This window comes from Caulobacter ginsengisoli (assembly GCF_030814835.1).
GTDB classification, from domain to species: domain Bacteria; phylum Pseudomonadota; class Alphaproteobacteria; order Caulobacterales; family Caulobacteraceae; genus Caulobacter; species Caulobacter ginsengisoli.
The window spans coordinates 20,703-46,104 of record NZ_JAUSVS010000015.1; the positions used below are offsets into that span (position 1 = coordinate 20,703).

The window sequence follows — 25,402 nt, forward strand, 5'->3', positions numbered from 1 at the left end:
CGGGTAGACGACCCAGGCTCAACGCCCGGCGCAGATCGCCTCGATCCTGTCGAACAGCGCCGCCGTCACGTCCGGCCCGCCGAACCGCTTGAGCTGCTGGGCGCCGGTGGGGGAGGTGACGTTGATCTCGGTCAGGTAGTCGCCGATGACGTCGATGCCGACGAACAGCAGGCCCCGCCGCTTCAACTCCGGGCCGATGATGGCGCAGAGTTCGTGGTCGCGTTTGGTCAGCTCGACCGCCTCGGCCCGGCCGCCGCGGGCCAGGTTGGAGCGCACCTGGCCCTCGGCCGGCACGCGGTTGATGGCCCCGGCCGGCTCGCCGTCGACCAGCAGGATGCGCTTGTCCCCCTTCGACACCGCCGGGATGAAGGCCTGGGCGATGACCTGCTCGCGGCCGATCATGGCGTGCAGTTCCAGGAGGGCGTCGAGATTGGGATCGTCCTTCCTCAGCCGCACCACCCCCGAGCCGCCGCCGCCGTAGAGGGGCTTGAGCACCATGTCGCCATGGCGTTCGCGGAAGTCGTAGATGGCCTCGACGTCGCTGGTGATCAGGGTCGGGGGCTGCACGCCGGGAAAGCCGGTGACGAACAGCTTTTCGGGGGCGTTGCGCACCTCGGCGGGGTTGTTGACCACCAGGGTTTTGGGATGGACCACCTCCAGGAAGTGGGTGGCGGTGATGTAGGCCATGTCGAAGGGCGGGTCCTGGCGCATCAGCACCACGTCGATGTCGTCGGCCATGTCGATGACCTGCCAGGGGCCGAGCGTGGCGTGGTCGTCGCGGGCGTAGCGCACCTCGACCGAGCGGGCCCGGGCGAAGACGCGATTGCCTTCCTGGCTCAGCTTCTCGGGGCCGTAGACCCACAACTTATGCCCTCGTTGTTGGGCCTGCAGCATCATCAGGAAGCTGGTGTCGGTGTCGATATTCACCCGCTCGATGGGGTCCATCTGGACGGCGACGCGAAGGCTCATCGGGCGGTTTTCTTTCTAGTTGAGTCTGAGCCGGACCCGCTCGCGCGCAGCCCGGGCGGCGGTGGCGGCCCCGCCATCCAAGATTTGGGCTCGGGTCAGCGCTTGCAAGGCCCCCGCCAGCGCGCCCTGGCCCTCGCGGGCGGCGGCGACGTCCAGCCAGGGGCGGTGATCGTGCGGATCGAGCAGGGCCCGGCGCAGGGCCGAACGCTCGGCGCGCACCCAGTCGGCCCGCTGCTGGGCCCGGGCGAAGATGTTGTTCTGCAGCCGGATCAGCACCTGGCGGTCGCTGACGGGAGCCATCAGGGCGTCCAGCCGGTCGGCATAGTCGGGGGTCAGGCCGGCCCGCAGCGCCCGGCGCTGCAGCTCGGAGGGCAGGACGATGCGGCCCTCGCTGAACGGGTCCAGCGCCATGGGCCCCTCGCCGGTCTCGATGCGCAGCAGGAAGTGGCCGGGGAAGTCGACGCCGTTCACCGGCAGCTGGCAGCCGCGCGCGGCGTGCAGATACATCACCCCCAGCAGCACCGGCAGGCCCTTGCGGCGATCGGCCAGGGCGATGATGTCGGCGTTGTCGGGGTCTTCGTAGGTCAGGAAGTCGCCATTGAGCCGCAGGTCGCCGGCGAGGGCCTCGGCGATGGCCTCCTCGGGGGATTCGCGGTCCAGCCGGCCGGCCAGGCGGGCGACCGCGGCGGCGGCCATCTCGCGGGCCGGCTCCAGCGGACGCTCCGGATCCTCGTGCACGGCGCAGGCCAGGGCCGCCTCGAAGAGAGGAAAGGCTTCGTCCGTTGTCTGGCCGGCCTGGGCCAGGACCTGTTCGGCCTCATCGCGCGTCATTGGGGGGCTCTTCTACCCTCCCTGCCAGGCGTCGGGAATATGTCTCGGCCAACGGCCGGGGGCCAGCGCGATCAGGTCGAGCCGCACCATGACCCCGGCCAGGGACGATCGGGTGGCCGCGACCCGCTCGGCGGCTCTGCGGATGCGCTCGCGCTGGGCCGGATAGACGGCCTCGAGGGCGGCTTCGAGACTGGTGCGGCGCTTGACCTCGACGGCGGCGAGAACCTTGCCGCGCAGGGCCAGGATGTCGATCTCGCCCTGCCGCGCGGCCAGCCGGAACCCCAGGATCCGATAGCCCTTGGCCATCAGCAGCAGGGCGGCCTGGACCTCGGCCCAGCGGCCCTCGCCACGGGCCTTGAGGCCCCGCAGGCGGCGGACCTCGCTCACTTCGGATCCTTCATGGCCAGGGCCTGGCGATAGAGCTCGCGGCGATTGAGGCCCAAGGCCTTGGCGACTTCCGAGGCGGCCTCGCCGGGGGCCAGACGGGTCAGGGCCTCGCGCAGGGCGGCGTCGGCGTCGGCGAGGGTGGAGGCCACTTCCGCGCCGGGCCCGACCAGCACGACGATCTCTCCCTTGGGGGCGTCGAGCTTCGGATTGGCGGCCAGCTCGGCGAGCGTGCCCCGGATGCAGGTCTCGTAGAGCTTGGTCAGCTCACGGGCCACGGCGGCGGGGCGGTCGGGGCCGAAGATCCCGGCCATGTCGGCCAGGCTGGCGGCCAGGCGCGGGCCGCCCTCGAAGAAGATCAGGGTGGCCCTGAGGTGGGCCATCTCCGCGAGCCAGGTCTTGCGGGCGGCGGATTTGGGCGGCGGGAAGCCGGCGAACAGGAAGCGGTCGCTGGGCAGGCCCGCTATGGTCAGGGCCGCCAGCGCGGCGGAGGCGCCGGGGATGGGAAACACCGGCAGGCCGGCGGCTATGGCCTGCCGGGCCAGATGCAGGCCGGGATCGCTGACCAGCGGCGTGCCGGCGTCGGAGACCTGGGCGACCCGGCCGCCCTCGGCGATCAGGTCCAGCGCCTGGGGGCCCGAGCGCTCGGCGGAATGCTCGTCATAGCGGAGCAGCTTCTTCTTCAGGCCATAGGCGGTCAGCAGCTTGGCGGTGACCCGGGTGTCCTCGGCCAGGACCAGGTCGGCGGCGTTCAGCACGTCCAGGGCTCTGAGGGTGATGTCGCGCAGGTTGCCGATGGGCGTGGCCACCAGATACAGCCCCGGCGCCAGCGGGGCGTCGGACAGGGGCGGCGGGGGCGGGTGGTTGGCCAGGGCGGTGATCCTCAGGGAGGAGGGAAGTTGCCAGCCGGACGGCCCAGGTCAAGCTTGACCTGTCGAGGTTCCGGCGACCCAATGGCCCACGGAAGGAGACGCGCATGAAAAAGGCGATCCTGGCGTTGGCGGCAGCGAGCCTTGCCAACACGGGCGGCCAAGCCTTGGCGGCGCCCAGTCCCGAGGCCGTGAGCTTCCAGAATGAAGTCTGCTCCGTCCTGGCTGAGCCGCCTCGCTGGAACATGACCCGGGATGAGGCGAGCTGGAAACGGGCCAGCGAACTGAGCATGTCCTACGAGCGCGGCTGGCGGGAGGTTCGGCTAGGCTGGCCGGCCGGGCGTTCGAGCTGCCGCAAGCGCGGTGGCGGGGTCCAATACCTGAGCGTGACGGCCGACCGGGGCTTCGCCCGGCTTGGGCGCTGGACGGACTATGGGGCCATCGACTGCTACTATGAGCGGACAGAGGGCCGGTGGCGCCAGATCGCCTGCCTCGATATCGTGATCACCGTCAACTAAAGGGCGTTGATGGCAGACCCCGTTCGGCTCGCCCGTCACAGCCCCCTCATCGCGGCGCTTCTCGAAGACGCCGGCTGGGTCTCGCCCGGCCGGGGCGGACGGCCGCTGTACGTAATCGGCTTCCGAAGCTGTGGCGACACGGTGCGGCTGAAGGCGGCGCTGTTCGACGACCTGATCGCGGCCGGGGTCGACATCCGGCTGATCACCATCGCCCGGCCCGACCAGGACGGCGTCGCCAAATCCACGGCGATCGAGCGCACGACCGTCGCCGAGCTGTGGCTGCACCGCAGCTGGGCCCTGGCCGAGCGCTGGGAGAGGGCGCCGCTCGCCGACTGGACGGCAGAGGGCGTACCGCCGGCCGACGGCGATTCCTTTCGCAGCCTGGCGGTCGAGGCGGGCCGTGAACTGATCGAGGCGCTGACGCCGCTGTTGCTGGACGAGGGCGTCACCCCGGACCGGTTCCGCTACCCGACCCTGATCTGGCCGGAATGGGATGGCGGCTGGTGGGGGCTGGTCTGCGAAGAGGCCGCCACCTGGCGCGTGGTGCGGAACGTGTTCGGTCTCTAGCCGGCGGCGCCCGCCAGCCACCGGTTGAGGTAGCCAGGCTTGACCCCAGGCCGTCTTGGCCTGACCTAGAAGGCCTGATTGACGAAAGCCGCCGATGAAGAAGCTGATCCTCTGGCTGATCCTGGCCCTCACGGTGGTCCTGGCCATCGGCTTTGCCTGGTGGTGGTTCGACGGGCGCTGGCGGCCCAAGACCATCACCAAACACCAGGCCGAGATCGCCGCCCTGCTGGACAGGGCCGGCTGGGTGGCGCCGGGCAACAGCGGCCCCAGGCTCTACATGATCGGTTTTCGGAGCTGCCCCGACTGCATCCGCTATCGGGCGGAGGAGTTTCCCAAGCTGCTCAAGGCCGGGGTCGATATCCGGCTGATCATGGTGGCGCGGCGCGACAGGAACGGCGTCGTCCGCTCCAGCCCGGCCGAGCGCACGACGGTGGCGGAGCTGTGGTTGAACCGCCGCTGGGAGCTGGCCGAGCGCTGGTGGGACGCCGACCTGGAGACCTGGATCGCCGGCGATATTCGCCCGGCCGACGGCGACACCGCCCGCACCGCCGTGGTCGAGGCCGGCCGCGACTTTGTCGACGAACTGGCCCCGCTGCTGGCCGACAATGGGGTGAGGGGTGGCGATGGGCGCTACCCCACCCTGATCTGGTGGACCAAGGACGGGGTCATGCGGGCCTGCGTCTGCGAGCGGCCGCAGACCTGGCGGTTCGTGCGGGCGGAGGTGGGGGTCAAGCGGCCCGTCACCTATTGAGCCGACCTATTGAGCCGGCCGATTGTGCTTGGCCCCGGCGCGGGCTAACCGGGCAGCGATGACGCAAACGGTCCGCACCGCCTATCGCGAGCGCCTGGCGCGGGGCGAGATCCAGCCGGACACCGCCCAGGCCGGGGCGCTCGACGCCCTGGCCCGGCTGGAGGCGGACCTGGACCAGGCGGGCGAGCCGGGCTTTTTGCTGTTCGGGCGCAAGGCCAAGAGCCAGCTGGGGGTCTATCTCTGGGGGCCCGTCGGGCGGGGCAAATCCATGCTGATGGACCTGTTCTTCGACTCGGCGCCGGTGACCCGCAAGCGGCGGACGCATTTCCATGTGTTCATGGCGGAGGTTCATCGACTGGTGGGCGAATGGCGGGCCGGCGATGCGGCCGCTCGCAAGGCGAGGTTCGGCGAGGCCAAGGGGGACGATCCCATCGGCCCCACCGCCCGGCTGATCGCCGGCGAGGCGCGGCTGCTGTGTTTCGACGAGCTGCAGGTCACCGACATCGCCGACGCCATGATCTTAGGAAGGCTGTTCGAGGCGCTGTTCGAGGAAGGCGTGACCCTGGTCGCCACCTCCAACCGCCCGCCGGACGAGCTCTACAAGGACGGCATCAACCGCCAGCTCTTCCTGCCCTTTATCGCCATGCTGAAGGCGCGGATGCAGATCGTCGGGGTGCGCGGCCCGACCGATTTCCGCCTGGACCGGCTGCGGGCCGCCCGGACCTGGTTCTCGCCCATCGACCCCGACAATGAGGGCGGCTTCGACCGGCTGTGGCGCGAGATGCTCGACGGCCATGACGAGCCCGGCGCGACCCTGGAAGTGCTCGGACGGCATCTGCATCTGCCAAGAGCCAGCGGCGGCCTGCTGCGGGCCAGCTTCGCCAGCCTCTGCGACCATGCCCTGGGCCCCCAGGACTACCTGGCCCTGGCCCAGCGCTTCCACACCGTCTTCCTGGAAGACGTCCCCACATTGGTCCCCGCCCGCCGCGACGCCGCGCGGCGGTTCGTCACCCTGATCGACGCGTTGTACGAGGCCGAAGCCAAGCTGGTCGTCCTGGCCGCCGCCGAACCGGGGGCGCTGTATCCGGCGGGGGATGGGGCGTTCGAGTTCGAGCGCACGGCCTCGCGGCTGGAGGAGATGCGCTCGGCGGACTGGCTGGAACGGGTTAGGGAGTAAGCTCTCCTACAATCCTCACCCGGAGGGGGAGGGGGACCGCCGCGAAGCGGTGGTGGAGGGGGTCAGCCACTACATCCACCTTTGCAGGTTCCCTCGGCCGATCCGCCGCGTTCTTTCCTGACGCCTGGATGTAGGCTCAAACCCCCTCCACCACGCCTTCGGCGCGGTCCCCCTCCCCCTCCGGGTGAGGATTGGCGCTGGGACTTCGCGAATCGATCACCCTGCCTCGCGCAATAAGGAAGCCCCCATTCGTTGACACCCCGGCCCTCGGGCTTAATACCGGGGCCCTATGATCGCGAAAGCTCCCTCATGACCCAAGCCTCGCCGGGGGCGCGCGAGCGCCCCATGTCGCCCCATCTGCAGGTCTGGCGCTGGCATGTGACCATGCTGACCTCGATCCTCCACCGGATGACCGGAGTCGGTCTCTATGTCGGGGCGCTGATCGGGGCCGGCTGGGCCCTGGCCCTGGCCTCGGGGCCGGACGCCTATCACGGCTATATGAGCCTGCTCGCCTCACCGCTCGGGCGGCTGGTGCTGTTCGGGCTGACGGTGGCGCTCTTCTACCACCTGGCCAACGGCCTGCGGCACCTGGTCTGGGACAGCGGCAAGGGGCTGGATATCAAGACGGCCAACTTCAGCAGCATCCTGATCATCGCCTTCGCGCTCGCCGCCTCGGTCGCGGTCTGGGCCATCGCCTTCAGCATCGGAGCGGTCAAGTGAGCGGCTACCGCACCCCCCTCAAACGCGCCCGCGGCCTGGGCGCGGCCCATCACGGGGCCGGCCACTGGATCGGCGAGCGGGTCAGCTCGATCGCCCTGGTCCCCTTGAGCCTCTGGGCGGTGTTCGCCGCCCTGAAGCTGGCCCTCTACGACTACGACTCGGCCCTGACCTGGGTCCATGAGCCGCTGAACGCGGTGCTGCTGGTGCTACTGTTCGCGGTCAGCTTCATCCATATGCACAGCGGCCTGCGGGTGGTGGTCGAGGACTATATCCACAAGCCGTTCAGCAAGGCGGCGCTGCTGATCCTCAACCTGTTCGTCTGCGGTCTGGGCGGCGGCCTGGCCATCTTCGCGATCCTGCGGGTCGCGCTCAGCGGAGCCCCCTATGTCAGCCTATAAGTTCATCGATCACCGCTTCGACGTGGTGGTGGTCGGGGCCGGCGGCTCGGGCCTGCGCGCGGCGCTGGGCTGCGCCGAGGCCGGCCTGAAGACCGCCTGCGTCACCAAGGTCTTCCCGACCCGCAGCCACACCGTGGCCGCCCAGGGCGGCATCTCGGCCTCGCTCGGCAACATGGGCGAGGATGACTGGCGCTGGCACATGTACGACACCGTCAAGGGGTCGGACTGGCTGGGCGACCAGGACGCCATCGAATACCTGACCCGCAACGCCCCGGCCGCCGTCTATGAGCTGGAGCACTGGGGCGTGCCCTTCTCGCGCACCGAGGACGGCAAGATCTACCAGCGGGCCTTCGGCGGCATGACCCGCAACTATGGCGAGGCCCCGATCCAGCGCACCTGCGCGGCGGCCGACCGCACCGGCCACGCCATGCTGCACACCATGTACGGCCAGTCGCTCTCCAAGTCGGTGGAGTTCTTCATCGAGTATTTCGCCCTCGACCTGATCATGGACGAGGGCGTCTGCCGGGGCGTCACCGCCTGGAAGCTGGACGACGGCACCCTGCACCGCTTCCAGGCCCAGCAGGTCATCCTGGCCACCGGCGGCTATGGCCGCGCCTACCAGAACGCCACCTCGGCCCACACCTGCACGGGCGACGGCAACGCCATGGCCCTGCGCGCCGGCCTGCCGCTGCAGGACATGGAGTTCGTGCAGTTCCACCCGACCGGCATCTACGGCGCCGGCTGCCTGATCACCGAAGGCGCCCGCGGCGAGGGCGGCTACCTGACCAACAGTGAGGGCGAGCGCTTCATGGAGCGCTACGCCCCCAGCGTGAAGGACCTGGCCCCGCGCGACATGGTCAGCCGGGCCATGACCATCGAGATCCGGGAGGGCCGCGGCGTCGGCCCCGGCAAGGACCACATCTTCCTGCACCTGGACCACCTGGATCCCAAGGTGCTGCACCAGCGCCTGCCGGGCATTTCCGAGACGGCCAAGATCTTCGCCGGGGTGGACGTCACCAAGGCCCCGATCCCCGTCCTGCCGACCGTGCACTACAATATGGGCGGCATCCCGACGAACGTGAACGGCGAGGTGCTGACCCTCACCGCCGGCAACCCCGACACCGTCGTGCCGGGCCTGATGGCCGTGGGCGAGGCGGCCTGCGTCTCGGTGCATGGCGCCAACCGGCTGGGCTCCAACAGCCTGATCGACCTGGTGGTGTTCGGCCGGGCGGTCGGCCTGCATTGCGGCGCGACCCTCAAGGCCGGGGCGACCCAGCCGGAGCTGAAGGACGCCTGGACCGACGGCCACCTGGCCCGTTTCGACGCTTTGAGAAACGCCAAGGGCGGGCGCTCGACCGCCTCCCTCCGTCTGGAGATGCAGAAGGCCATGCAGGAGGACGCCGCCGTCTTCCGCACCGGCGAGACCCTGCAGTCGGGCGTGCAAAGGCTGGCCGCCGTCCAGGCCGCCCGCAAGGACATCGCCGTGTTCGACCGGGGTCTCATCTGGAACAGCGACCTGATGGAGACCCTGGAGTTCGACAACCTGGTCGGCCAGGCCATCGTCACCGTCAACGGCGCGGCCAACCGCACCGAAAGCCGGGGGGCCCACGCCCGCGAGGACTTCCCCGACCGCGACGACGCCAACTGGATGAAGCACACCCTGGCCTGGTTCGACGACGCCACCGGGGCGGTGAAGATCGATTACCGCCCGGTCCACAGCTACACGCTCACCAACGACATCGACTACATCCCGCCCAAGGCGCGGGTGTACTAGGACGGCGCCCAGATGGTTCAGCTCACGCTTCCGAAGAACTCCAAGGTCGGCAAGGGCCGGCACTGGTCCGCGCCGGCCGGGGCCAAGAAGGTCAAGACCTTCCGCATCTACCGCTACGATCCCGAGGGGACCGAGAACCCGCGCTGGGACAGCTATGACGTGGACGTCGACGCCTGCGGCCCGATGCTGCTGGACGTGCTGATCCACATCAAGAACACCATGGACCCGACGCTGTCGTTCCGGCGCTCGTGCCGGGAAGGGGTCTGCGGCTCCTGCGCCATGAACATCGGCGGGCGCAACACCCTGGCCTGCACCCATGGCTGGGAAGAGGTCCCCGGCGGCGACATCCAGATCAGCCCGCTGCCCTCGATGCCGGTGGTCAAGGACCTGATCCCGGACCTGACCATGTTCTACGCTCAGTACGCCTCGATCGAGCCCTGGCTGCACACCGAGACCCCCGAGCCGCGCACCGAATGGCGCCAGACCATCGCCGACCGCGAGAAGCTGGACGGCCTCTACGAGTGCATCCTCTGCGCCTGCTGCACGACGTCCTGCCCCAGCTACTGGTGGAACGGCGAGAAGTATCTGGGCCCGGCCACTCTGCTGCACGCCTATCGCTGGATCATCGACAGCCGCGACGAGGCGACCGGCGAGCGGCTGGACGCCCTGGAAGACCCCTTCAAGCTCTACCGCTGCCACACCATCATGAACTGTGCGCAGGTGTGCCCCAAGGGGCTGAACCCGGCGCTGGCGATTGCGGAGATCAAGAAGCTGATGGCGGAGCGGGTGCTGTAGCGGCTCTCTGAAAATCCTCCCCCGGAGGGGGAGGGGGACCGCGCCGAAGGCGTGGTGGAGGGGGTCAGCCACTACATCCACACCCGGAGGTTCCCTCAGCCGATCCGCCGCGTTCTATCCTGACGCCTGCATGTAGGCTCAAACCCCCTCCACCATGCTCCGCATGGTCCCCCTCCCCCTCCGGGGGAGGATTCTCGCCGAGGCTTCGCCCCTACATGGGCGGAGTGGGTTGTGCGGTTTCGTCCGCACCCGTCCCGGCCTTTGTCGAACTTGCCCGCATCGCTGCACACGGGGCCGTGATCTGCTGACCTGACCAACCCAGGGGCAAGACCATGAGCGAGCCGAGCACCATCACCATTCCCATTCCCGGCCGCGGCCGAGGGGCCACCGGCTGGGGGGCCAAGGCGTTGCTGGTGGCGGCCCTGGCCGGGCTGATGGTCATTCCGGCCCTGTTCGTCTTCGCCCTGGTCTCCGAGCGCACCCAGCGGTCCAACCAGGTGGTGGCCGAGGTCTCGGCCCTGCAGGGTGGATCGCAGCAGGTGCTGGGGCCGCTCTTGGTGGCGCCCTACGCCCTGGCCCCCGACAAGGAGGGCAAGCAGGCGACCGGCTGGTATGTGGTCTCGGCAGAAACAGGCGCGGCCAACGCGACGATCCATACCAGCGTCAAGCGGCGGGGCATCTTCGAGGTGCCGGTCTATCGGGCCGATACGACCCTGGACGCGGCCTTCGCGCCGGTCCCGCAGAGCCTGGCCCTGCCGGCCGGGGCGGTGGTCGACTGGAGCCGGGCCCAGATCGTGGTCGGCTTCTCCGACCTGCGCGGGGCCAAGGCCGACGTCACCGCCACGGTGACCACCCCGACGGGGCAGGCGAAGCTGGCCTTCGCCCCGGCCTCGGGCCTCTATCTGAGCGACCAGCCGACCGGCTTTGGCCTGGTCGCGGCCCCGGCCGGCCCCTTGATCACCGGCGGGCGGGTGCAGGCCCAGCTCAGCTTCACCGGCGCCCAGCGGCTCAGCATCGTGCCCTTCGCCAAGTCGACCCGGGTCGATGTGACCGGCGACTGGAGCGCCCCCAGCTTCGACGGCGGCTTCATCGCCGACAACCACCGCATCGACGCCAGCGGCTTCCACGCCCTCTGGACCCTGCCCTTCATCGCCCGGGGCCTGCCGGCCGCCGGCGACGTCGGCAGCCTCTCCTTGAGCGCCCTCTCCAGCAAGGACGTCGGGGTGACCCTGGCCCGCATCGCCAACCCCTATCAGAGCGTCACCCGCTCGCTGAAATACGCCATCCTGTTCGTCGGCCTGGTCTTTCTGACCTTCTTCTGCTTTGAGGCGCTGTCGGGCCGGCGGCTGCACCCGGCCCAGTATCTGATGGTCGGCCTGGCCCAGATGATCTTCTACCTGCTGCTGCTCAGCCTCTCGGAATATGTCGGGTTCGATGTCGGCTTCGCCCTGGCGGCGACGGCGACGGTGGGGCTGATCGGCCTCTATGCCGGGGCGGCGTTCCAGGGCCGGCGGTATGCCGTCCAGGCCCTGGTGGTGTTCAGCCTGCTCTATGGCCTGATCTACCTGCTGATGCGGCTCGAGGACTTTGCCCTGCTCGCCGGATCGCTGGCCGGCTTCATCGGCCTGGCGGCGGTGATGTGGCTGACCCGGAAACTGGACTGGTACGGCGCCCGCCCCGGCGCCGGCCCGGTGACCGTCGAACCCTCGTCCCCAGCCGGAGCGGTTTGACGGGTGATCCCCTCCGGTTCAGTGTCCAAGGGGGGCGCCGGAGGGGATCATGCCTGACAGGCAGAAGCAGCGCCGCCCGCCCCTCTGGAGCTGGGCGGCCTTGCTGTGGGGCCTGGCCGAGGGGTTCCTGTTCTTCGTCGTGCCCGATGTGATCATCAGCGGCGTGGCCCTGAGCAAAGGCCTGCGGGCCGGGCTGATCGCCTGCCTGCTGGCGGCGGCCGGAGCCGGCCTGGGCGGCGGGGCGATGTATGTCTGGAGCCAGCGTGACCCGGCGGCGGCGCTCTCCGCAGTCGCGGCGATTCCCTCGGTCTCGGACGCGATGATCGCCCAGGCTCGAACCGACATCGCCCGCGACGGCTGGCTGGTCGCGGCGCTCAAGGGGCCGATGAGCAGCACGCCCTACAAGGTCTATGCGATGCTGGCCCCCAGCTCGGGGGCCTCGCTGCCGGCCTGGATGGCGGCGGCGTTTCCGGTGCGGCTGCCGCGGTTCATCGTCGTGGCGCTGGCCTTCGCCCTGGCGCGGCGGCTGGCGCAGGGACGAATATCGAGGCGGGGGCTGACAATCCTCTTCAGCGCCGGCTGGGTGCTGTTCTATGGGTGGTTCTGGGCAGTACACCCCAGCTAGAAGGGGGGCCAACTGACTTGTCAAAAAGTGACGCCCGCGTCATGAACGCGGACTAGGAGGAAAGCCGTGAGTTCAGGACCCCGCGTGGTGATCATCGGCGCCGGCCATGCCGGCGGCTCGGCGGCCGGCTTCCTGCGCCAGTACGGCTTCGAGGGCCCCATCGTGCTGGTCGGCGAGGAGCCGATCGTTCCCTATCAGCGCCCGCCGCTGTCCAAGGCCTGGCTGAAGGGCGAGGCCGACGCCGATAGCCTGAGCCTCAAGCCGGCGGAATGGTACGCCGAGAACGGCGTCGACCTGAGACTGAACACCGTGGCTGCCAGCCTCAATCGCGGCGCCAGGACGGTGACGCTGAACACCGGCGAGACCCTGCAGTACGATGTCCTGGTCCTGGCCACCGGCGCCCGGGCCCGCAAGCTGCCCATTCCCGGCGCCGACCTGAAGGGGGTGCTGGAACTGCGCACCGCCGCCGACGCGGAGGACCTCAAGGCGGCGCTGGGGCCGGACAGGCGGCTGGCGGTGATCGGCGGCGGCTATGTCGGGTTGGAGGCGGCGGCCTCGGCCCGGGCCCTGGGCTCGCACGTCATGGTCATCGAGCGCGAGCCCCGGGTGCTGGCCCGGGTGGCCTGCGAGGTGCTGTCGAACTTCTTCCAGGACTATCACCGCGCCAAGGGCGTCAAGTTCGAGCTGGGGGCGGGTGTCCAGGGCTTCGAGGGCGAAGACGGCCAGATCCGCCGGGTGGTGCTCTCCGACGGCCGCAAGGTCGACTGTGACGCCGCCCTGGTCGGGGTCGGGGCCATGCCCAATGTCGAGCTGGCCAAGGAAGCGGGCCTCGCCTGCGCCGACGGGGTCATCGTCGACCTGCAGGCCCGCACCAGCGATCCGGCGGTGTTCGCTATCGGCGACGTCACCCACCGGCCCCTGCCGCTCTATGACCGCAACTTCCGCCTCGAAAGCGTGCCCAATGCGCTGGAACAGGCCAAGCAGGTCGCCTGCGACATCGTCGGCCGCCCGGCCCCGGCGCCCGAGGTCCCGTGGTTCTGGTCGGACCAGTATGACCTGAAGATGCAGATCGCCGGCATTCCCTTCGACGCCGATTCCATCCTGGTGCGCGGCGATCCGGCGAGCGCCAAGTTCGCGGTCTTCCATTTGAAGGGCGATTTGATCCAGGCCGTGGAAGCGGTGAACGCGCCGCCCGAATATATGGCCGGAAGACAGCTGATCGGGAACCGCAAGCCCATCTCGCGAGAGAAGCTTGCGAACCCGGCTATTTCCATGAAAGAGGTCGCGGCTTAAAGGCCGCTAGAGCACCAGAGAGGCGTTGGGGACGAATGGCGAAGATCACCTATGTCGAGCACGACGGGACCGAGCATGTGGTCGACGTCAAGCCGGGCATGAGCGTCATGGAAGGCGCCATCAAGAACAACATCCCCGGCATCGACGCCGACTGCGGCGGCGCCTGCGCCTGCGCCACCTGCCACGTCTATGTGAAGCAGGAATGGCTGGACAAGACCGGCAGCCCCTCGGCCATGGAAGAGTCGATGCTGGACTTCGCCGAGAACGTCGAGCCCAACAGCCGGCTGTCGTGCCAGATCAAGGTGAGCGATGAGCTGGACGGCTTGGTGGTGACCATGCCGGAAAGCCAGCACTAAGCGGCCCAATCGACATTCAGGTCTGTCGGGTGCGTCGTCGAGCGTTTGCGGCTTCACCCGAACCTCTGCGTCTCGTCGAGGCGTGGGTATTTGGGGTCGCTTCGCGACAGGAAGATAAGGGTAGGGAAGAAGAGGAAGCGGCCGGGACCCAACGGTTGAGGCGCGCGGCGGGCCGTCCTCTGGCGGGGTCTTGTTGAGGCGCGATGCGCCTCGATAGGTATCAGCGGATCAGCGACGACTGGTCTGAGGACAGCGCCGTCGCTTGCACTTCTTCCCTACCCTTATCTTCCTGTCGCGAAGCGACCCTAAAAACCCACATCCATGCCGCCCGCGGCGTTGGCGGCCCAGTCCCTGCGAATGTCGATCGGCCCTAGGGGTTAAAGTCCCAGCTCCTGCTGCGCCGCGCCCAGCTGGGCCGTTTCCGGCAGGTGGCAGGTGAACACCGCCCCGGCGCCGGGTTCGCTCTCCAGGTCGACCCAGCCGCCGTGCAGTTCCACGAGCGCCTTGACCAGGGCCAGGCCCAGGCCGGGGCCGCCGCGTTCGCGGCCGACGAAGCGGTCGAAGATGTGGGCCTGGACGTGGAAGGGGATGCCGCGGCCGGTGTCGCTGACCTGGAGGCGCACCTCGCCGGCCGCGCGGACGGCGGAAATGGTCACCGTGCCGCCGGGCGGGGTCTGGCGCAGGCCGTTTTCGACCAGGTGATCGAGGATCTGGCCCAGCCGCTGGGCGTCGCCGCGGATCAGGCCCACCGCCTCGCCGCCTTCAGTGACGATGCTGATCTGGCTGGCTTCGCTGTCATGGGCCCGGCGCTGGGCGGCGCCGGCCAGCAGCTCCTCGACCTTGATGTCGCCGATGTCCAGGGCCAGTTCGCCGGCGTCGATGGCGGCCATGTCCAGCACGTCGTCGATCGAGCGGGCCAGCTGGGTGGCGGCGGTGCGCACCGAGGCGACATGGCCCCGGGCCCGCTCCGACAGGCTCTCGCCGGCCCGCTCCAGCAGTTCGGAATAGCCGATGATGGTGGTCAGCGGGGTGCGCAGTTCGTAGCTGACATTGCCGACGAACTCGCGCTTGAGCCGTTCGGCCTCGTTGAGCGCCGCCGAGCGGTCGGCCAGGGCGCTTTCCATCCGCCGCTTTTCGGTGATGTCGGCGAAGGCGATCAGGGTGGCGCCGTCGGGCAGCGGCCGCGACAGCCAGGAGGCGATGCGGTCGTCGCTGGTGCGCAGTTCGCCCGAGGCGGGCGCGCGGGCCTGGGGATCGGGATCGGCGATGCGGCCCTTCAGTTCCAGCCAGAAGGTCTGGTCGTGCAGGCGAGGCGCGGCCAGCTCGACCACCCGCTCGAAATGCACGACCCCGGCGAAGTCGGCGGGGGCGGCCTTCCAGAAGCCGACGAAGGCCTCGTTGTGCAGGCGCAGCCGCCCGTCGGCCCCGAACACCGCGACGGCGTCGCTGAGCTTGTCGAGGGTGGCCTGCTGGACGTTGACCAGGCCGCGATACTCGGCCTTCAACTTCAGTTCGTCGGTGATGTCGCTGAACAGCAGCAGCAATCCGCCCATCGGGTGGGGCTGGTGGACGACGCGCAGGGTGCGGCCGTTGGGCAGGCTCCAGGGATCGTCGGCCTGGGGCTTGAGGGCCTCGTAGCGGGCCAGTTCCGACGCCTTCCAGGCGGCATAGTCGGCGGTGGCCGGCAGGCGCTGGCGCTGGCGCAGGCGGTCGAGGACCTCGCCATGGGTGGGCCGCTCCGCGAGCCAGGCCGGCTCCAGGTCCCAGAGCTCGGCGAAGGCGGCGTTGTGGAAGGAGAGGCGGCGGTCCTGGCCGAAGATGGCCACCGCCTCGGCGATGTGGTTGAGGGTCTCGTCATGGGCCTGGACGTGGCGCTGCAGGGTCTCGCGGGTCTTCTCGACCTCGGTCTGGTCCTGGGCGATCACCCCGACCCCGCCGCCTTCCAGCGGCTCGGCGACGATCTTGAAGGCGCGGCGCCGGCCGCCGATGGCCAGCCATTTGGTGGCCTCGCGGCGCTGGCCCAGGTTGGCGGCCTCGCTGGCCAGGCTGTCGGTGGAGCGGTCGAGGCTGAGGCCCCGGGCGATGGCGTCGGCGCAGTCGTCGGCCTCCACGGCGGTCAGCCAGGCCTTGTTGGCCCACAGCACCCCGCCATCGGCCCCGGCGATCCAGGCCGGCTCGGCCCGGGCGTCGAGGAAGGCGGCGAAGCGGGCGGCGGTGGGCAGGCCGCTGTCGCCAGCCTCCAGCGCCGTCAGCCGCAGCCAGGCCAGGGCCCCGGCGGCCCGGCCCTCGACCGAGACCACGCCGCGCGTTCCCCGGGCCTCGAAGGCGCAGGGCTCGCCGCGCTCGAAGAGGGCGCGCAGCCGGCGGGCATGGTCGGGATCGGCCCGCATCAGGGCGTTGATCACCCCCTGCGGGTCGCTGGCCTCCAGCCCGAACAGGGCCGCGCAGGCCGCCAGGCTCTCGGCCCCGGAGGCCAGCACCGCCCGGCCGTCCTCGACCGCCACCAGGGCGCTGTCGAAGGCCTCGGCGGAGGCCTGGGCCGCCTCGGTGCGGGCGCGGGCCAGGGTCAGCTCGGCCTGCAGGGCGCGGACCCGCTCGTCGGTCCGGCGGCTCTGGGCGAGCATCCACAGCGTGGCCCCCACGGCCAGACAGATGCAGCCAGCCGCGGCGGCGAGGATCAGAAAGGAAGGGGTCATGCCCTTTGGCCCCGAATCATGGGGGTCAACATAGGCTGGGTTGGCCGCTCTGGCGAAGGGGCGGTCGGTCGCGGCATGATGGGGCCATGACCATGCCGCCGATTTGGGCCCAGAGCCCCGCCCCGTCCATCGCCGACTTCGCCGTGCTGGCCCAGGCGGCGTTCGATGGTTTGCCCCCCGAATTTCGCGCCCTGTCCGGCGAGGTGGAGATCCGGGTGCTGGATTTCGCCGACGAGAAACTGCTGGATGAGATGGGCATCGAGGACGCCTTCGACCTCACCGGCCTCTATGACGGCGTCGACCTGGCCCGCCGCTCGGTGTTCGAGGCGACGCCGCCCAGCCGGGTGTTTCTGTATCGCCGGCCCATCCTCGACGAATGGGCCGAGCGGGGCGATGTCAGCCTGGAATTTCTGGTGACGCATGTGCTGGTCCACGAGATCGGGCATCACTTCGGGCTGTCGGACGACCAGATCGAGGCCATCGAGGCGTCGGAGTAGGTTTTCCAACCCACCCTTCAACCGTCATCGCCGGGCTTGTCCCGGCGACCCATGAACTCGGTGGTTCAGCCAGGCCCTCGGACAGTCCGCAGACAACCGTCCGCTCCGGTGTTCATGGGTGGCCGGGACAAGCCCGGCCATGACGGATTTTGGGGTAGGGTGCAGCTGCCCTGGTCCAAACCATGAACGAATCGGCTATGGAGGCGGCATGAACGAAGCCCTGGTCGATGAGGCGGCGGTCCGCGACGGCATGCCCGAGATGCGGCTCTCGCGCGCCGACAACTATCAGCAGAAGGGCTGGGTCGAGCTGATCCAGGCCGAGCCCGGGCGGATCACCGCCCATGTCACCGGCGAGACCGGCAACATCTATGTCGTGGAGTTCGGGGCGCGGGACGCCTCCGATTGCCGTTGTAGTTGCCCCGACTTCGCCGAGAACGGCCTGCGCTGCAAGCATGTGGCGGCGACGGCCAAACAGGTGGCGCTGACCGATCCGGACGACCTGCGAAAGATAAGACAGCGCCTGGAGCGGCTGCGCGATCAGCTGGATATGGAGGGGGTCGACGATCCTGACGCGGATGTCGATCGGGCCCGTCGCGATCCAGCGCTGTTGAAGGCGCTGGAGGGCGGACCGGCGGACTAGAAACCGCCGACCCGCCTCAGGGGTTTAGTGAACCGAGACCGGGGCCAGTTCGTGGGCCAGGGCGGCGGCGACGGCCGAGCCCTTGTCGACCAGCACGGCCAGGCGGGCGCCATCGGCGCGGTGCACGGCGTAGAGGGTCTGTTCCGGGTCCAGCTCGGCGGCCTGGTCAGGAATGATCGGCGATTCAGCCAGAATTTCCGACGCCTTGACTGGTCGGACATAGACCAGATCGGGCGCGCCCAGGGCGGCGAAAGCTTCAGTGGTAAGCAGTTGGGGTGTCATCTAGACCACCTCCTTCATAAACTTGAACGCGCCAGTTTGCCGCCGGTTCGGCCGGCACAGCGGTTCTAGGCAAAAGCCGGGTTCAGCCGGCGCTCTTGATCGGTATTTTCACAATCCGGCGTTCGGGTTCCGGACGGGTCAGGTCGATATGCAGCAGGCCATGTTCGAGCAGGGCCTGTTCGACCACCATGCCCTCGGCCAGCACGAAGCTTCGCAGGAAGCCCCGGGCCGCGATGCCGCGGTGCAGGTAGGCGCGGTCCTTGCCCGGCGTCTCGGCGCCGTCGCCCCTCCCCTCATTACGCCGTCCGGCCACGATCAGCTGTTCGCCCTCAAGGGTGACTTCCAGCTGGTCGGGCGAGAAGCCCGCCACGGCCAGGGTGATGCGCACGCCGCCGTCGTCGCGTTCCTCGACATTGTAGGGGGGATAGCCCTCGGCCGCGGCCTTGGCGGCCCGCTCGATCAGCGAGCGGGTATGCTCAAAGCCGAGCAGGAAGGGACTGTCGAAAAGCAGGGTTCGGGTCGTCATGCTCAATCCTTCGAGTCCTCGTCAAAGCGACTCCCGCGGTTCGGCCCGAATTCGGCGCCGGCCACGGTCAGACTTAAAGGTGGCGATTGTGAACCCGCCGTTCAAGGCGTGGACTTCAAGGCGCCGCCGAAGCGGCAAAGACTGACGTTCGGCGAGAATCCGATAGCGCGTTCGCCAAATCGCCGACTAGAGTGGCGGGACGCCCTGGGGTTGGGGCTGCCGATGTCGGTGGGGGAGTTTCATGAAGCGCTTGATCGTGGCCCTGGCGTGCCTGGCTATGGCCGCCTGTACGACAACCAACGTCAAGACCTCGACCCAGACCCTGTCGGTCCCCAAGGCCGGCGCCAGGGTGCTGCTGGTCCAGCCGGACGTTCAGCTCAGCGTCCTGACCATCGCGGGGATTCCTGAACCTAAGGCCGACTGGACCAACGCGGCGCGGGACAATCTGCGTAGCCAGATCCAGAGCAGCCTGGCGGCGGGCAATCATCCGGTCAGCAACGTCAAGCCGGACGAGGCCATGGAGGGCAAGGTCGGCCAGTTGCTGCGGCTGCATGAGGCGGTCGGGCTGTCGGTGTTGATGTTCAACTACAGCGGCTTTTCGCTGCCGACCAAGCCGCGGACCGGGCCCTTCGACTGGACCCTGGGCGAGGGCGCCCAGGCCCTGGGTCAGACCTACAATGCCGACTACGCCCTGTTCGTCTATGCGCGGGGCTCCTATTCCAGCGCCGGCCGCAAGGTCGCCATGGTCGGCGCCGCCTTGCTGGGCGTGGGGATCGCCCCCGGCAGCCAGCAGGCCTTCGCCTCGCTGGTCGACCTGAAGACCGGCCAGATCGTCTGGTTCAACATGGCCACCGCCGGACCCGAGGCCGACATGCGCTCGCCCGAAGGCTCCAAGGCCCTGGTCGCCGCCCTGCTCAAGGGCGCGCCGCTCTGATGCGACTGCGTAACGTCCTGCTGGCGGCCAGCGCCTGGGCCGTGGCGGTCACACCCGTCTTCGCCGAGCCGCGCCCGCCGCACAGCCGGCCGGTGCTGAGCAGCGACGAGGGCGGCATCTGGGACCTGCTGGACCGGGCCGAACTCGACACCCGCAACTCGGCCGAGCTCGACAAGGACCCGGTGCTGAACGCCTATGTCCAGGGCGTGGTCTGCAAGGTGGCGGGGGACTATTGCGCGGACCTGCGGGTCTATCTGCTGGACCGGCCGTATCTGAACGCCATCACCGCGCCCAACGGCTATGTCGAGGTCTGGTCGGGCCTCATGCTGCGGGCCGAGACCGAGTCGGAGCTGGCCTTCGTGCTGGGCCACGAGATCACCCACTTCACCGAGAACCACGGCATCGAGCAGTGGCGCAAGGCCAGGGCCCAGGCCAATGTGGCCATGCTGGCCTCCATCGTCTCGGGCCCGCTGGGCCTGCTGGCGGCGCTGGGCGCGGCGGCCTCGCTGAGCGCCTACAGCCGCGAGGACGAGCGCCAGGCCGACCGCGAGGGCCTGGAGCGGGCCGTGGCGGCCGGCTACGACGCCGGCGGCGGGGCGGCCATGTGGACCTGGGTGATCGACGAGGCCAAGGCGTCCGACTTCAAGAAGGTGCGCGAGGGCCCGGCCCGGGCCAGCATCTTCAACACCCACCCCATCGACCAGGAGCGCATCGCCACCCTGACCGCCCTGGCCAAGGGCCGGCCGGCGGGCGCGGGGGCCGACAAGGCCGTCTACCGGGCGGTGATCCGTCCCCACCTGGCCAGCTGGCTGCGCGACGACCTGCGCCGGCGCGACTATGGCCAGAGCCTCTATCTGATCCAGCGCCTCTCGCAGCTGGGGACCGACATGGGCGTCCTGAACTATTTCAAGGGCGAGGCCTACCGCCTGCGCCGCGGCGCCGGCGACGACGCCCTGGCCCAGGCGGCCTATGAGGCGGCGGTGACGCAGATCGACGTGCCGCCCGAGGCCTTCCGCGAACTGGGCAACCTCTATGTCCGGGCGGGCGACAAGGCCCGGGCCAGGACGGCGTTCGAATCCTATCTGTCCCGGGCGCCGGAGGCCCAGGACCGCTGGCTGGTCGAGACCAGTCTCAAGACTCTCGAGGGGACTTAGATGATCCGAAAGATTCTCATCGCCGGAGCGGCTCTGCTGGCCATGGCGGTCAGCGCCTGCACGACCATTCCCAGCGTGCCGGCCGGCCCCTTCGCCGTCGGCGGCAACCAGGTGACGCTGGACCGGCAATGGTCGGACGTGACCATCTTCTCGCCGGGCGGCCGCAAGAGCCTCAAGCAGCTGTCGATCGACGGCCCGCTGCTGGACAACCTCTATGTCAGCAACGGCCTGGCGCCGGGCGCCTACCTGCTCAAGCCCGCCAAGAAGGAAACCCCGACCCCGACGGTGCGGGCCGGCATGACCCCGACCGAGCAGGTCGAGTTCGTCACCGACAATCTCTCGGTCCTCGGCTACCAGCGGATCGAGGTCGCCTCGCTCAAGCCCGGCAAGACCGCCAATGGCCAGCAGGCCATCCGCGCCACGATCACCGCCAAGACCAAGGCCGGCCTGGACATCTCGGTCCTGGCCCAGATGCTGCAGGTCAAGGACCGGCTCTATCTGGTGATGTATGTGGCGCCGACCGAGCACTATTACGGCGCCAGCCTCAAGAACGCAGAGTCGGTGATGGACTCGATGGCGCCCACCGGGAGCTAGGGGCCGTATCGACGTTCAGCGATCCGCCCAGTCCTCACCTCAACACCCGTCATGGCCGGGACAAGCCCGGCCATGACGGTTGAGGGGTGGTTTGAAGTCCAAACCAATCGACTGTCGATACGGCCTAGAGCGCTATTTCTCGCTCAGCCGGCGGCGATGATAGGCGGTGCGCTGGGCGATGGCGAAGCCGATCAGCACCCAGCCGGCCAGCATCAGGCCCACGAAGGCCAGGCCCGGCGCGGAATGCAGCACCGGGATGTCCTGGCTGCGGACCCACCAGACGCCGATGGCCGAGAGGCCGATGGCGCCCAGCCCGCCCCAGCGCAGGGGCCTGGCGACCTGGCCCAGCTCCTTGGCGTAGGCGGCGCGGCCTTCAGGGGTTGAGAGGTCGGGCGGCGGCATGAGGGCGCTCCTAATGGGGCCGGTAGGTGAAGGCCTCGCCCAGGGCGTGGCCCAGCAGCAGGGCCGCCAGCAGCCCGCCCAGGGCCAGCACGGCCAGGTTCATGGGTCTGAGGCGCAGCTTCATCTCATAGATCAGGCCGGCGATGTGGCGTCCGCCCCGGAAGGTGACGCCCAGATTGGCCCAGAGCGCCAGGGCTATGGCCCCCAGGATGACCCCGGGAGCGACGGCGTTGAACAGTCGGGCCCGGCCGGGTTCGGCCAGCCAGTAGGCGATGGGGGCGAAGAAGACGCCGACGCCGATCTGGTCCAGCAGGGCGGCGGCCACGAAATAGAAGGGCAATACCAGGGCCACGATGCCGAACAGGGCCGCAAAGCCGTCCGGCGGCGCCTCGCCCTCGCGGCCGCGCCAGGGCAGCAGGGTGCGGGTCAGAAGCTCTCCAAACGCCATGCTCAGCACTCCCCAAAGCCAGTCCATCCGCGCCCGCCCATCGGGCGCGGCCGAAAGTTCCGCCAGGGCCGCCCGGACCCAGTCGGCATGCTTGCCGCCGGCCTCGGTCAGCAGCCCGGCCAGGAGGCGCTCGAGCAGACCAGGTTTCATGTCCAGCCCAGCCGGCTGAGAACCGGCGCGGCAGCCGGCGGTCGGCCGGCCGTGAGCGCCTGGGCCTTGCCCTCGGCGGTCAGCCGATAGAGATGCCGGGGCGGGCGGCCCGGTTCGGGCGAATCCTCCCAGCGGGTCTCCAGCCAGCCGCGCTCGGTCAGCCGGATCAGCAGCGGATACAGCGTCCCCGACTTCAGCCCCGTCTCGCGGGAGAGGTCATAGCCATGCCGCCAGTCGCCGCCGGCGGTGAGGGCGGCGAGCAGGGATCGGGTCTGACGGGTCCAGCGGATCTCGGCCATGAGGCTTAATCTACATATGTCGGATTTGGAGTCAACACATCCCGCTTCCCCAGCGAAAGCTGGGGCCCATGAGTGCGGATGGGCTTGAAGCGCCGGCGTGGCTGACAGCCCTCACGGGCCCCAGCTTTCGTTGGGGATACAGAGTTTTGTTTGCTGGAAATGGAAAGGGCCGCCCGGCTTTACCGGACGGCCCTTGTTGGTGGAGCTAAGCGGAGTCGAACCGCTGACCTCTTGAATGCCATTCAAGCGCTCTACCAGCTGAGCTATAGCCCCGAAGATCGGGTCGCCGCCGGGTGTGGCCGGCGGCGAGGGCGGGGTAATAGGCTGAGCGGCTCATCCGATCAAGCCCGCCACCCCGCGATTTTTTGCCCCGCCCACTGAAAATCCAGCGGGAGAGGGGCGAAAGGGACCTCAGATGTCCTCGTCGCCCTCTTCCGGCAGGCCCTCGATCTCGTCGTCGAAGTCCTCGTCCTCGTCGTCTTCGAGGAAGGGAACGTCGTCGGCTTCTTCTTCCAGGGTCTCTTCGGCGAAGTCGACGCCCAGGTCGTCGGCCGGGGCCGGCGGGGTCACCGCGTCGGGATCGGCCTCGTCGTCGTCGGCCTCGACCGGCTCGACGGCGGCGGCGTCGTCGATCTCGGGGGTGTCATCGACCTCGTCCTCGAAGCCATCGGGCTCCTCGGGCGTGGGCTTCACTTCTTTTTCTTCGGCGTCCTCGTAGTCGGCGGGGCCGGAACGGGCCCGGACCCGGCGCGAGCGCAGGGCTTCTTCGGGGTCGAAGTCCTCACCGCACTTGGGGCAATGGGCCGGGCGGCGGCCCAGGTCGTAGAACTTCGATTGGCAGTTGGGGCAAATCTGTTTTGCGCCCAGTTCGGGATTGGCCAATTTGGCGATCCTTGAAAGGGGAAAATGGCTTGGTGCGGAAAGCGGCGGCTCCCTTGCCACGCGAGCGAGGCGCTGTCAAAAGCAATCCCCCTTGTCTCCACTTATAGACCCGAAGGCGCTTCCAGGATCATGACTGCCGCCACCATGACCGCCCGTCCGGGCGGCCCGCTGAACGGCCATGTCCGCCTGCCCGGCGACAAGTCGATTTCCCACCGTGCTTTGATCCTCGGGGCCCTGGCCAGCGGGGTCACCGAGATCGACGGCCTGCTCGAAGGCGAGGACGTGCTGGCCACCGGACGGGCCATGCAGGCCTTCGGCGCTCATGTCGAGCGGCTGGGCGAAGGCCGCTGGCGGGTCGAGGGCCAGGGGGGCTTCAAAGCCCCCACCGAGACCATCGATTGCGGCAACGCCGGCACCGGGGTGCGGCTGATCATGGGCGCCGCCGCGGGTTTCGATTTCGAGGCGACCTTCACCGGCGACGCGTCGCTGCGGAAGCGGCCGATGGGCCGGGTGCTGGATCCGCTCAAGGCCATGGGCGCGCATTATCAGGCCATGGAGGGCGGGCGGTTGCCGCTCACGCTCAAAGGGGGCGGGCTGAAGGGCATCCAATACCGCCTGCCCATGGCTTCGGCCCAGGTGAAGTCGGCGGTGCTGCTGGCCGGGCTGCAGGCGCACGGCGAGGTGGTGGTCATCGAGCCGGAAGCCACCCGCGACCACACCGAGCGGATGTTCCGCGCCTTCGGCGTGACCGTGGATGTGGAAGACACCGCCGACGGCCGGGTGATCCGCATGGCCGGCGGCCAGCCGCTGTCGGGGACGAAGGTGTTCGTGCCGGGCGATCCGTCCTCGGCCGCCTTTCCGCTGGTCGCGGCCCTGGTCACGCCGGGGTCGAGCGTCACCATCGAGGGCATGCTGCTCAATCCGCTGCGGGCCGGGCTGGTCGACAGCCTGATCGAGATGGGCGGCGACATCACCATTTCCAACGAGCGCGAGGCCGGCGGCGAGCCGGTCGGCGACGTCACCGCCCGCCATTCGGCGCTGAAGGGGATCGTCGTGCCGCCCGAGCGGGCCCCGGCGATGATCGACGAATACCCGGCCCTGGCCGTGGCCGCCGCCTTCGCGACCGGCGAGACCGTCATGCGGGGCGTGGGCGAAATGCGGGTCAAGGAGAGCGACCGCATCGCCCTGATGGCCCAGGGGCTGGAGGCCTGCGGGGTCGATGTCGAGGAGGAGCCGGAAGGCTTCATCGTCCGCGGCAATGGCCAGCCGCCGCGCGGCGGGGTGACGATCGAGACGGAAGGCGACCACCGCATCGCCATGAGCTTCCTGGTCATGGGCCTGGCCGCGCAGTCGGCGGTGACGGTGGACGAGCCCGGCATGATCGCCACCAGCTTCCCGACCTTCGGCGCCATGATGCGTGGGCTCGGCGCCAGCCTCGAGGAGGCCTGAGTGGGATTCCTGATCGCCGTCGACGGGCCGGCCGCCTCGGGCAAGGGCACCATCGCCGCCAAGCTGGCCAGGCTCTACGGCTATCCGGCGCTCGACAGCGGGCTGCTCTACCGCGCCGTGGGCGTGCGGCTGCTGGCCGAGGGCGGCGATCTCTCCGACGTGGCGGCGGCGACGGCGGTAGCCCGCACCCTGGACCCCGCCGAGCTGGAAAAGCCCGAGGTCCGCACCCGCGCGGCCGGCGAGGCGGCCAGCCGGGTCGCCATCCACACGCCCGTCCGGGAATGCCTGCGCGACTTCCAGCGGGCCTTCGCGGCGCAGGAGCCCGGCGCGGTGATCGACGGTCGCGACATCGCCACGGTCATCGCCCCCTGGGCCCCGGCCAAGCTGTTCGTCACCGCCAGCCCCGAAGTGCGGGCCGAACGCCGCTGGCGCCAGCTGACGGCCCAGGGCGAGGCGGTCGAATACGCCGACATCCTGGCCGACATCCGGATCCGGGACGAACGCGACAGCGGCCGCAGCGACTCGCCGATGGTCCGGGCCGACGACGCGGTCTTGCTCGACACCAGCGAAATGACTATAGACGGCGCCTTCGATGCGGCCCGCCGTATCGTCGAGGCGGCGCGCGCCAACTGGTCGGGTAACTGACCGAGCGGCAAATCCAATCGCGCCAGGACCTCGCGGCCGCGGGACGC

At 69.5% G+C, this 25,402-nt stretch carries 30 protein-coding genes and 1 tRNA gene; 19 read left to right on the forward strand and 12 right to left on the reverse strand.

The window, feature by feature from the left end:
- Positions 1–18: 18 nt before the first annotated feature.
- From gshB to rsmI, 4 genes are read right to left on the reverse strand one after another with little or no spacing between them, the layout of a single operon-like run.
- Positions 19–969, reverse strand: a complete 951-nt coding sequence (gene gshB / locus QO010_RS22945) for a glutathione synthase (protein ID WP_307352967.1) — start codon at positions 967–969, stop codon at positions 19–21.
- Positions 970–984: 15 nt separating this feature from the next.
- A complete protein-coding gene (locus tag QO010_RS22950) occupies positions 985–1,800 on the reverse strand; it encodes a SirB1 family protein (RefSeq protein ID WP_307352970.1) in 816 nt (271 codons plus the stop codon).
- Positions 1,801–1,812: 12 nt separating this feature from the next.
- The gene (locus QO010_RS22955) at positions 1,813–2,187 is read right to left on the reverse strand and encodes a YraN family protein (RefSeq protein WP_307352972.1); all 375 of its coding nucleotides are present in this window, start codon (positions 2,185–2,187) and stop codon (positions 1,813–1,815) included.
- Positions 2,184–3,056 carry a 16S rRNA (cytidine(1402)-2'-O)-methyltransferase gene (rsmI, locus tag QO010_RS22960; protein ID WP_307353050.1) on the reverse strand — a complete coding sequence of 291 codons (873 nt, stop codon included), beginning with the start codon at positions 3,054–3,056 and terminating at the stop codon, positions 2,184–2,186. Before rsmI ends, QO010_RS22955 begins: the two co-directional genes overlap by 4 nt.
- A 104-nt stretch (positions 3,057–3,160) precedes the next feature.
- Here rsmI and QO010_RS22965 point away from each other — a divergent pair, with 104 nt between their 5' ends.
- From QO010_RS22965 to QO010_RS23020, 12 genes are all read left to right on the forward strand, one after another.
- Positions 3,161–3,571 (forward strand): hypothetical protein, encoded by a 411-nt coding sequence (locus tag QO010_RS22965; RefSeq protein ID WP_307352974.1) that lies wholly within the window; start codon positions 3,161–3,163, stop codon positions 3,569–3,571.
- Positions 3,572–3,580: 9 nt separating this feature from the next.
- Entirely contained in the window at positions 3,581–4,138 is a 558-nt protein-coding gene (locus tag QO010_RS22970; protein WP_307352976.1) for a hypothetical protein, read from the forward strand.
- Between the two features lie 94 nt (positions 4,139–4,232).
- Positions 4,233–4,889: a hypothetical protein gene (locus QO010_RS22975; RefSeq protein WP_307352978.1), complete on the forward strand. Its 657-nt coding sequence runs from the start codon at positions 4,233–4,235 to the stop codon at positions 4,887–4,889.
- A 58-nt stretch (positions 4,890–4,947) separates the two neighbouring features.
- A complete protein-coding gene (zapE, locus tag QO010_RS22980) occupies positions 4,948–6,066 on the forward strand; it encodes a cell division protein ZapE (protein ID WP_307352980.1) in 1,119 nt (372 codons plus the stop codon).
- A gap of 309 nt (positions 6,067–6,375) precedes the next feature.
- On the forward strand, positions 6,376–6,786 hold the full coding sequence (sdhC, locus tag QO010_RS22985) for a succinate dehydrogenase, cytochrome b556 subunit (protein ID WP_307352981.1): 411 nt from the start codon (positions 6,376–6,378) through the stop codon (positions 6,784–6,786).
- Complete coding sequence (gene sdhD, locus QO010_RS22990) at positions 6,783–7,184, forward strand: succinate dehydrogenase, hydrophobic membrane anchor protein (RefSeq protein ID WP_307352983.1); 402 nt, start codon at positions 6,783–6,785, stop codon at positions 7,182–7,184. The genes sdhC and sdhD overlap by 4 nt, the downstream gene beginning before the upstream one ends.
- Entirely contained in the window at positions 7,171–8,958 is a 1,788-nt protein-coding gene (sdhA, locus tag QO010_RS22995) for a succinate dehydrogenase flavoprotein subunit (protein WP_307352984.1), read from the forward strand. Before sdhD ends, sdhA begins: the two co-directional genes overlap by 14 nt.
- A 12-nt stretch (positions 8,959–8,970) precedes the next feature.
- Positions 8,971–9,753: a succinate dehydrogenase iron-sulfur subunit gene (locus tag QO010_RS23000; protein ID WP_307352985.1), complete on the forward strand. Its 783-nt coding sequence runs from the start codon at positions 8,971–8,973 to the stop codon at positions 9,751–9,753.
- 332 nt (positions 9,754–10,085) lie between these two features.
- Complete coding sequence (gene creD / locus QO010_RS23005) at positions 10,086–11,483, forward strand: cell envelope integrity protein CreD (RefSeq protein WP_307352987.1); 1,398 nt, start codon at positions 10,086–10,088, stop codon at positions 11,481–11,483.
- Positions 11,484–11,532: 49 nt separating this feature from the next.
- Complete coding sequence (locus QO010_RS23010; RefSeq protein WP_307352989.1) at positions 11,533–12,108, forward strand: hypothetical protein; 576 nt, start codon at positions 11,533–11,535, stop codon at positions 12,106–12,108.
- Between the two features lie 66 nt (positions 12,109–12,174).
- The gene (locus QO010_RS23015) at positions 12,175–13,401 is read left to right on the forward strand and encodes an NAD(P)/FAD-dependent oxidoreductase (protein WP_307352991.1); all 1,227 of its coding nucleotides are present in this window, start codon (positions 12,175–12,177) and stop codon (positions 13,399–13,401) included.
- A gap of 35 nt (positions 13,402–13,436) precedes the next feature.
- The gene (locus tag QO010_RS23020) at positions 13,437–13,757 is read left to right on the forward strand and encodes a 2Fe-2S iron-sulfur cluster-binding protein (RefSeq protein ID WP_307352993.1); all 321 of its coding nucleotides are present in this window, start codon (positions 13,437–13,439) and stop codon (positions 13,755–13,757) included.
- A 377-nt stretch (positions 13,758–14,134) separates the two neighbouring features.
- Here QO010_RS23020 and QO010_RS23025 read toward each other — a convergent pair whose 3' ends face one another.
- The gene (locus QO010_RS23025) at positions 14,135–16,453 is read right to left on the reverse strand and encodes an ATP-binding protein (RefSeq protein ID WP_307352995.1); all 2,319 of its coding nucleotides are present in this window, start codon (positions 16,451–16,453) and stop codon (positions 14,135–14,137) included.
- Between the two features lie 92 nt (positions 16,454–16,545).
- On the opposite strand from QO010_RS23025, the gene QO010_RS23030 reads away from it, so the two are divergent.
- Positions 16,546–16,950 (forward strand): metallopeptidase family protein, encoded by a 405-nt coding sequence (locus QO010_RS23030; RefSeq protein WP_307352997.1) that lies wholly within the window; start codon positions 16,546–16,548, stop codon positions 16,948–16,950.
- A gap of 208 nt (positions 16,951–17,158) precedes the next feature.
- Positions 17,159–17,590, forward strand: a complete 432-nt coding sequence (locus QO010_RS23035; RefSeq protein WP_307352998.1) for an SWIM zinc finger family protein — start codon at positions 17,159–17,161, stop codon at positions 17,588–17,590.
- Between the two features lie 24 nt (positions 17,591–17,614).
- Here QO010_RS23035 and QO010_RS23040 read toward each other — a convergent pair whose 3' ends face one another.
- Together QO010_RS23040 and QO010_RS23045 are read right to left on the reverse strand one after the other, a co-directional pair.
- On the reverse strand, positions 17,615–17,872 hold the full coding sequence (locus tag QO010_RS23040) for a DUF1150 family protein (RefSeq protein WP_307352999.1): 258 nt from the start codon (positions 17,870–17,872) through the stop codon (positions 17,615–17,617).
- An 82-nt stretch (positions 17,873–17,954) separates the two neighbouring features.
- Positions 17,955–18,398 (reverse strand): Hsp20 family protein, encoded by a 444-nt coding sequence (locus tag QO010_RS23045; protein WP_307353001.1) that lies wholly within the window; start codon positions 18,396–18,398, stop codon positions 17,955–17,957.
- 241 nt (positions 18,399–18,639) lie between these two features.
- Between QO010_RS23045 and QO010_RS23050 the strand changes: the two genes are divergently transcribed.
- From QO010_RS23050 to QO010_RS23060, 3 genes are read left to right on the forward strand one after another with little or no spacing between them, the layout of a single operon-like run.
- A complete protein-coding gene (locus QO010_RS23050; protein ID WP_307353003.1) occupies positions 18,640–19,332 on the forward strand; it encodes a hypothetical protein in 693 nt (230 codons plus the stop codon).
- Entirely contained in the window at positions 19,332–20,486 is a 1,155-nt protein-coding gene (locus QO010_RS23055; protein WP_307353005.1) for a M48 family metallopeptidase, read from the forward strand. The genes QO010_RS23050 and QO010_RS23055 overlap by 1 nt, the downstream gene beginning before the upstream one ends.
- Positions 20,487–21,080 carry a hypothetical protein gene (locus QO010_RS23060; RefSeq protein ID WP_307353007.1) on the forward strand — a complete coding sequence of 198 codons (594 nt, stop codon included), beginning with the start codon at positions 20,487–20,489 and terminating at the stop codon, positions 21,078–21,080.
- A 132-nt stretch (positions 21,081–21,212) separates the two neighbouring features.
- Here QO010_RS23060 and QO010_RS23065 read toward each other — a convergent pair whose 3' ends face one another.
- From QO010_RS23065 to QO010_RS23085, 5 genes are all read right to left on the reverse strand, one after another.
- Complete coding sequence (locus tag QO010_RS23065; RefSeq protein WP_307353009.1) at positions 21,213–21,482, reverse strand: hypothetical protein; 270 nt, start codon at positions 21,480–21,482, stop codon at positions 21,213–21,215.
- 10 nt (positions 21,483–21,492) lie between these two features.
- Positions 21,493–22,080 carry a hypothetical protein gene (locus tag QO010_RS23070; protein WP_307353011.1) on the reverse strand — a complete coding sequence of 196 codons (588 nt, stop codon included), beginning with the start codon at positions 22,078–22,080 and terminating at the stop codon, positions 21,493–21,495.
- Entirely contained in the window at positions 22,077–22,379 is a 303-nt protein-coding gene (locus QO010_RS23075; RefSeq protein ID WP_307353014.1) for a PadR family transcriptional regulator, read from the reverse strand. Before QO010_RS23075 ends, QO010_RS23070 begins: the two co-directional genes overlap by 4 nt.
- Positions 22,380–22,576: 197 nt before the next feature.
- Positions 22,577–22,652, reverse strand: a tRNA-Ala gene (locus QO010_RS23080).
- Positions 22,653–22,790: 138 nt separating this feature from the next.
- A complete protein-coding gene (locus QO010_RS23085) occupies positions 22,791–23,261 on the reverse strand; it encodes a TIGR02300 family protein (protein ID WP_307353016.1) in 471 nt (156 codons plus the stop codon).
- A 129-nt stretch (positions 23,262–23,390) separates the two neighbouring features.
- On the opposite strand from QO010_RS23085, the gene aroA reads away from it, so the two are divergent.
- Positions 23,391–24,710, forward strand: a complete 1,320-nt coding sequence (gene aroA / locus QO010_RS23090; protein ID WP_307353018.1) for a 3-phosphoshikimate 1-carboxyvinyltransferase — start codon at positions 23,391–23,393, stop codon at positions 24,708–24,710.
- Positions 24,711–25,355 carry a (d)CMP kinase gene (cmk, locus tag QO010_RS23095; RefSeq protein WP_307353019.1) on the forward strand — a complete coding sequence of 215 codons (645 nt, stop codon included), beginning with the start codon at positions 24,711–24,713 and terminating at the stop codon, positions 25,353–25,355.
- Positions 25,356–25,402 lie beyond the last annotated feature (47 nt).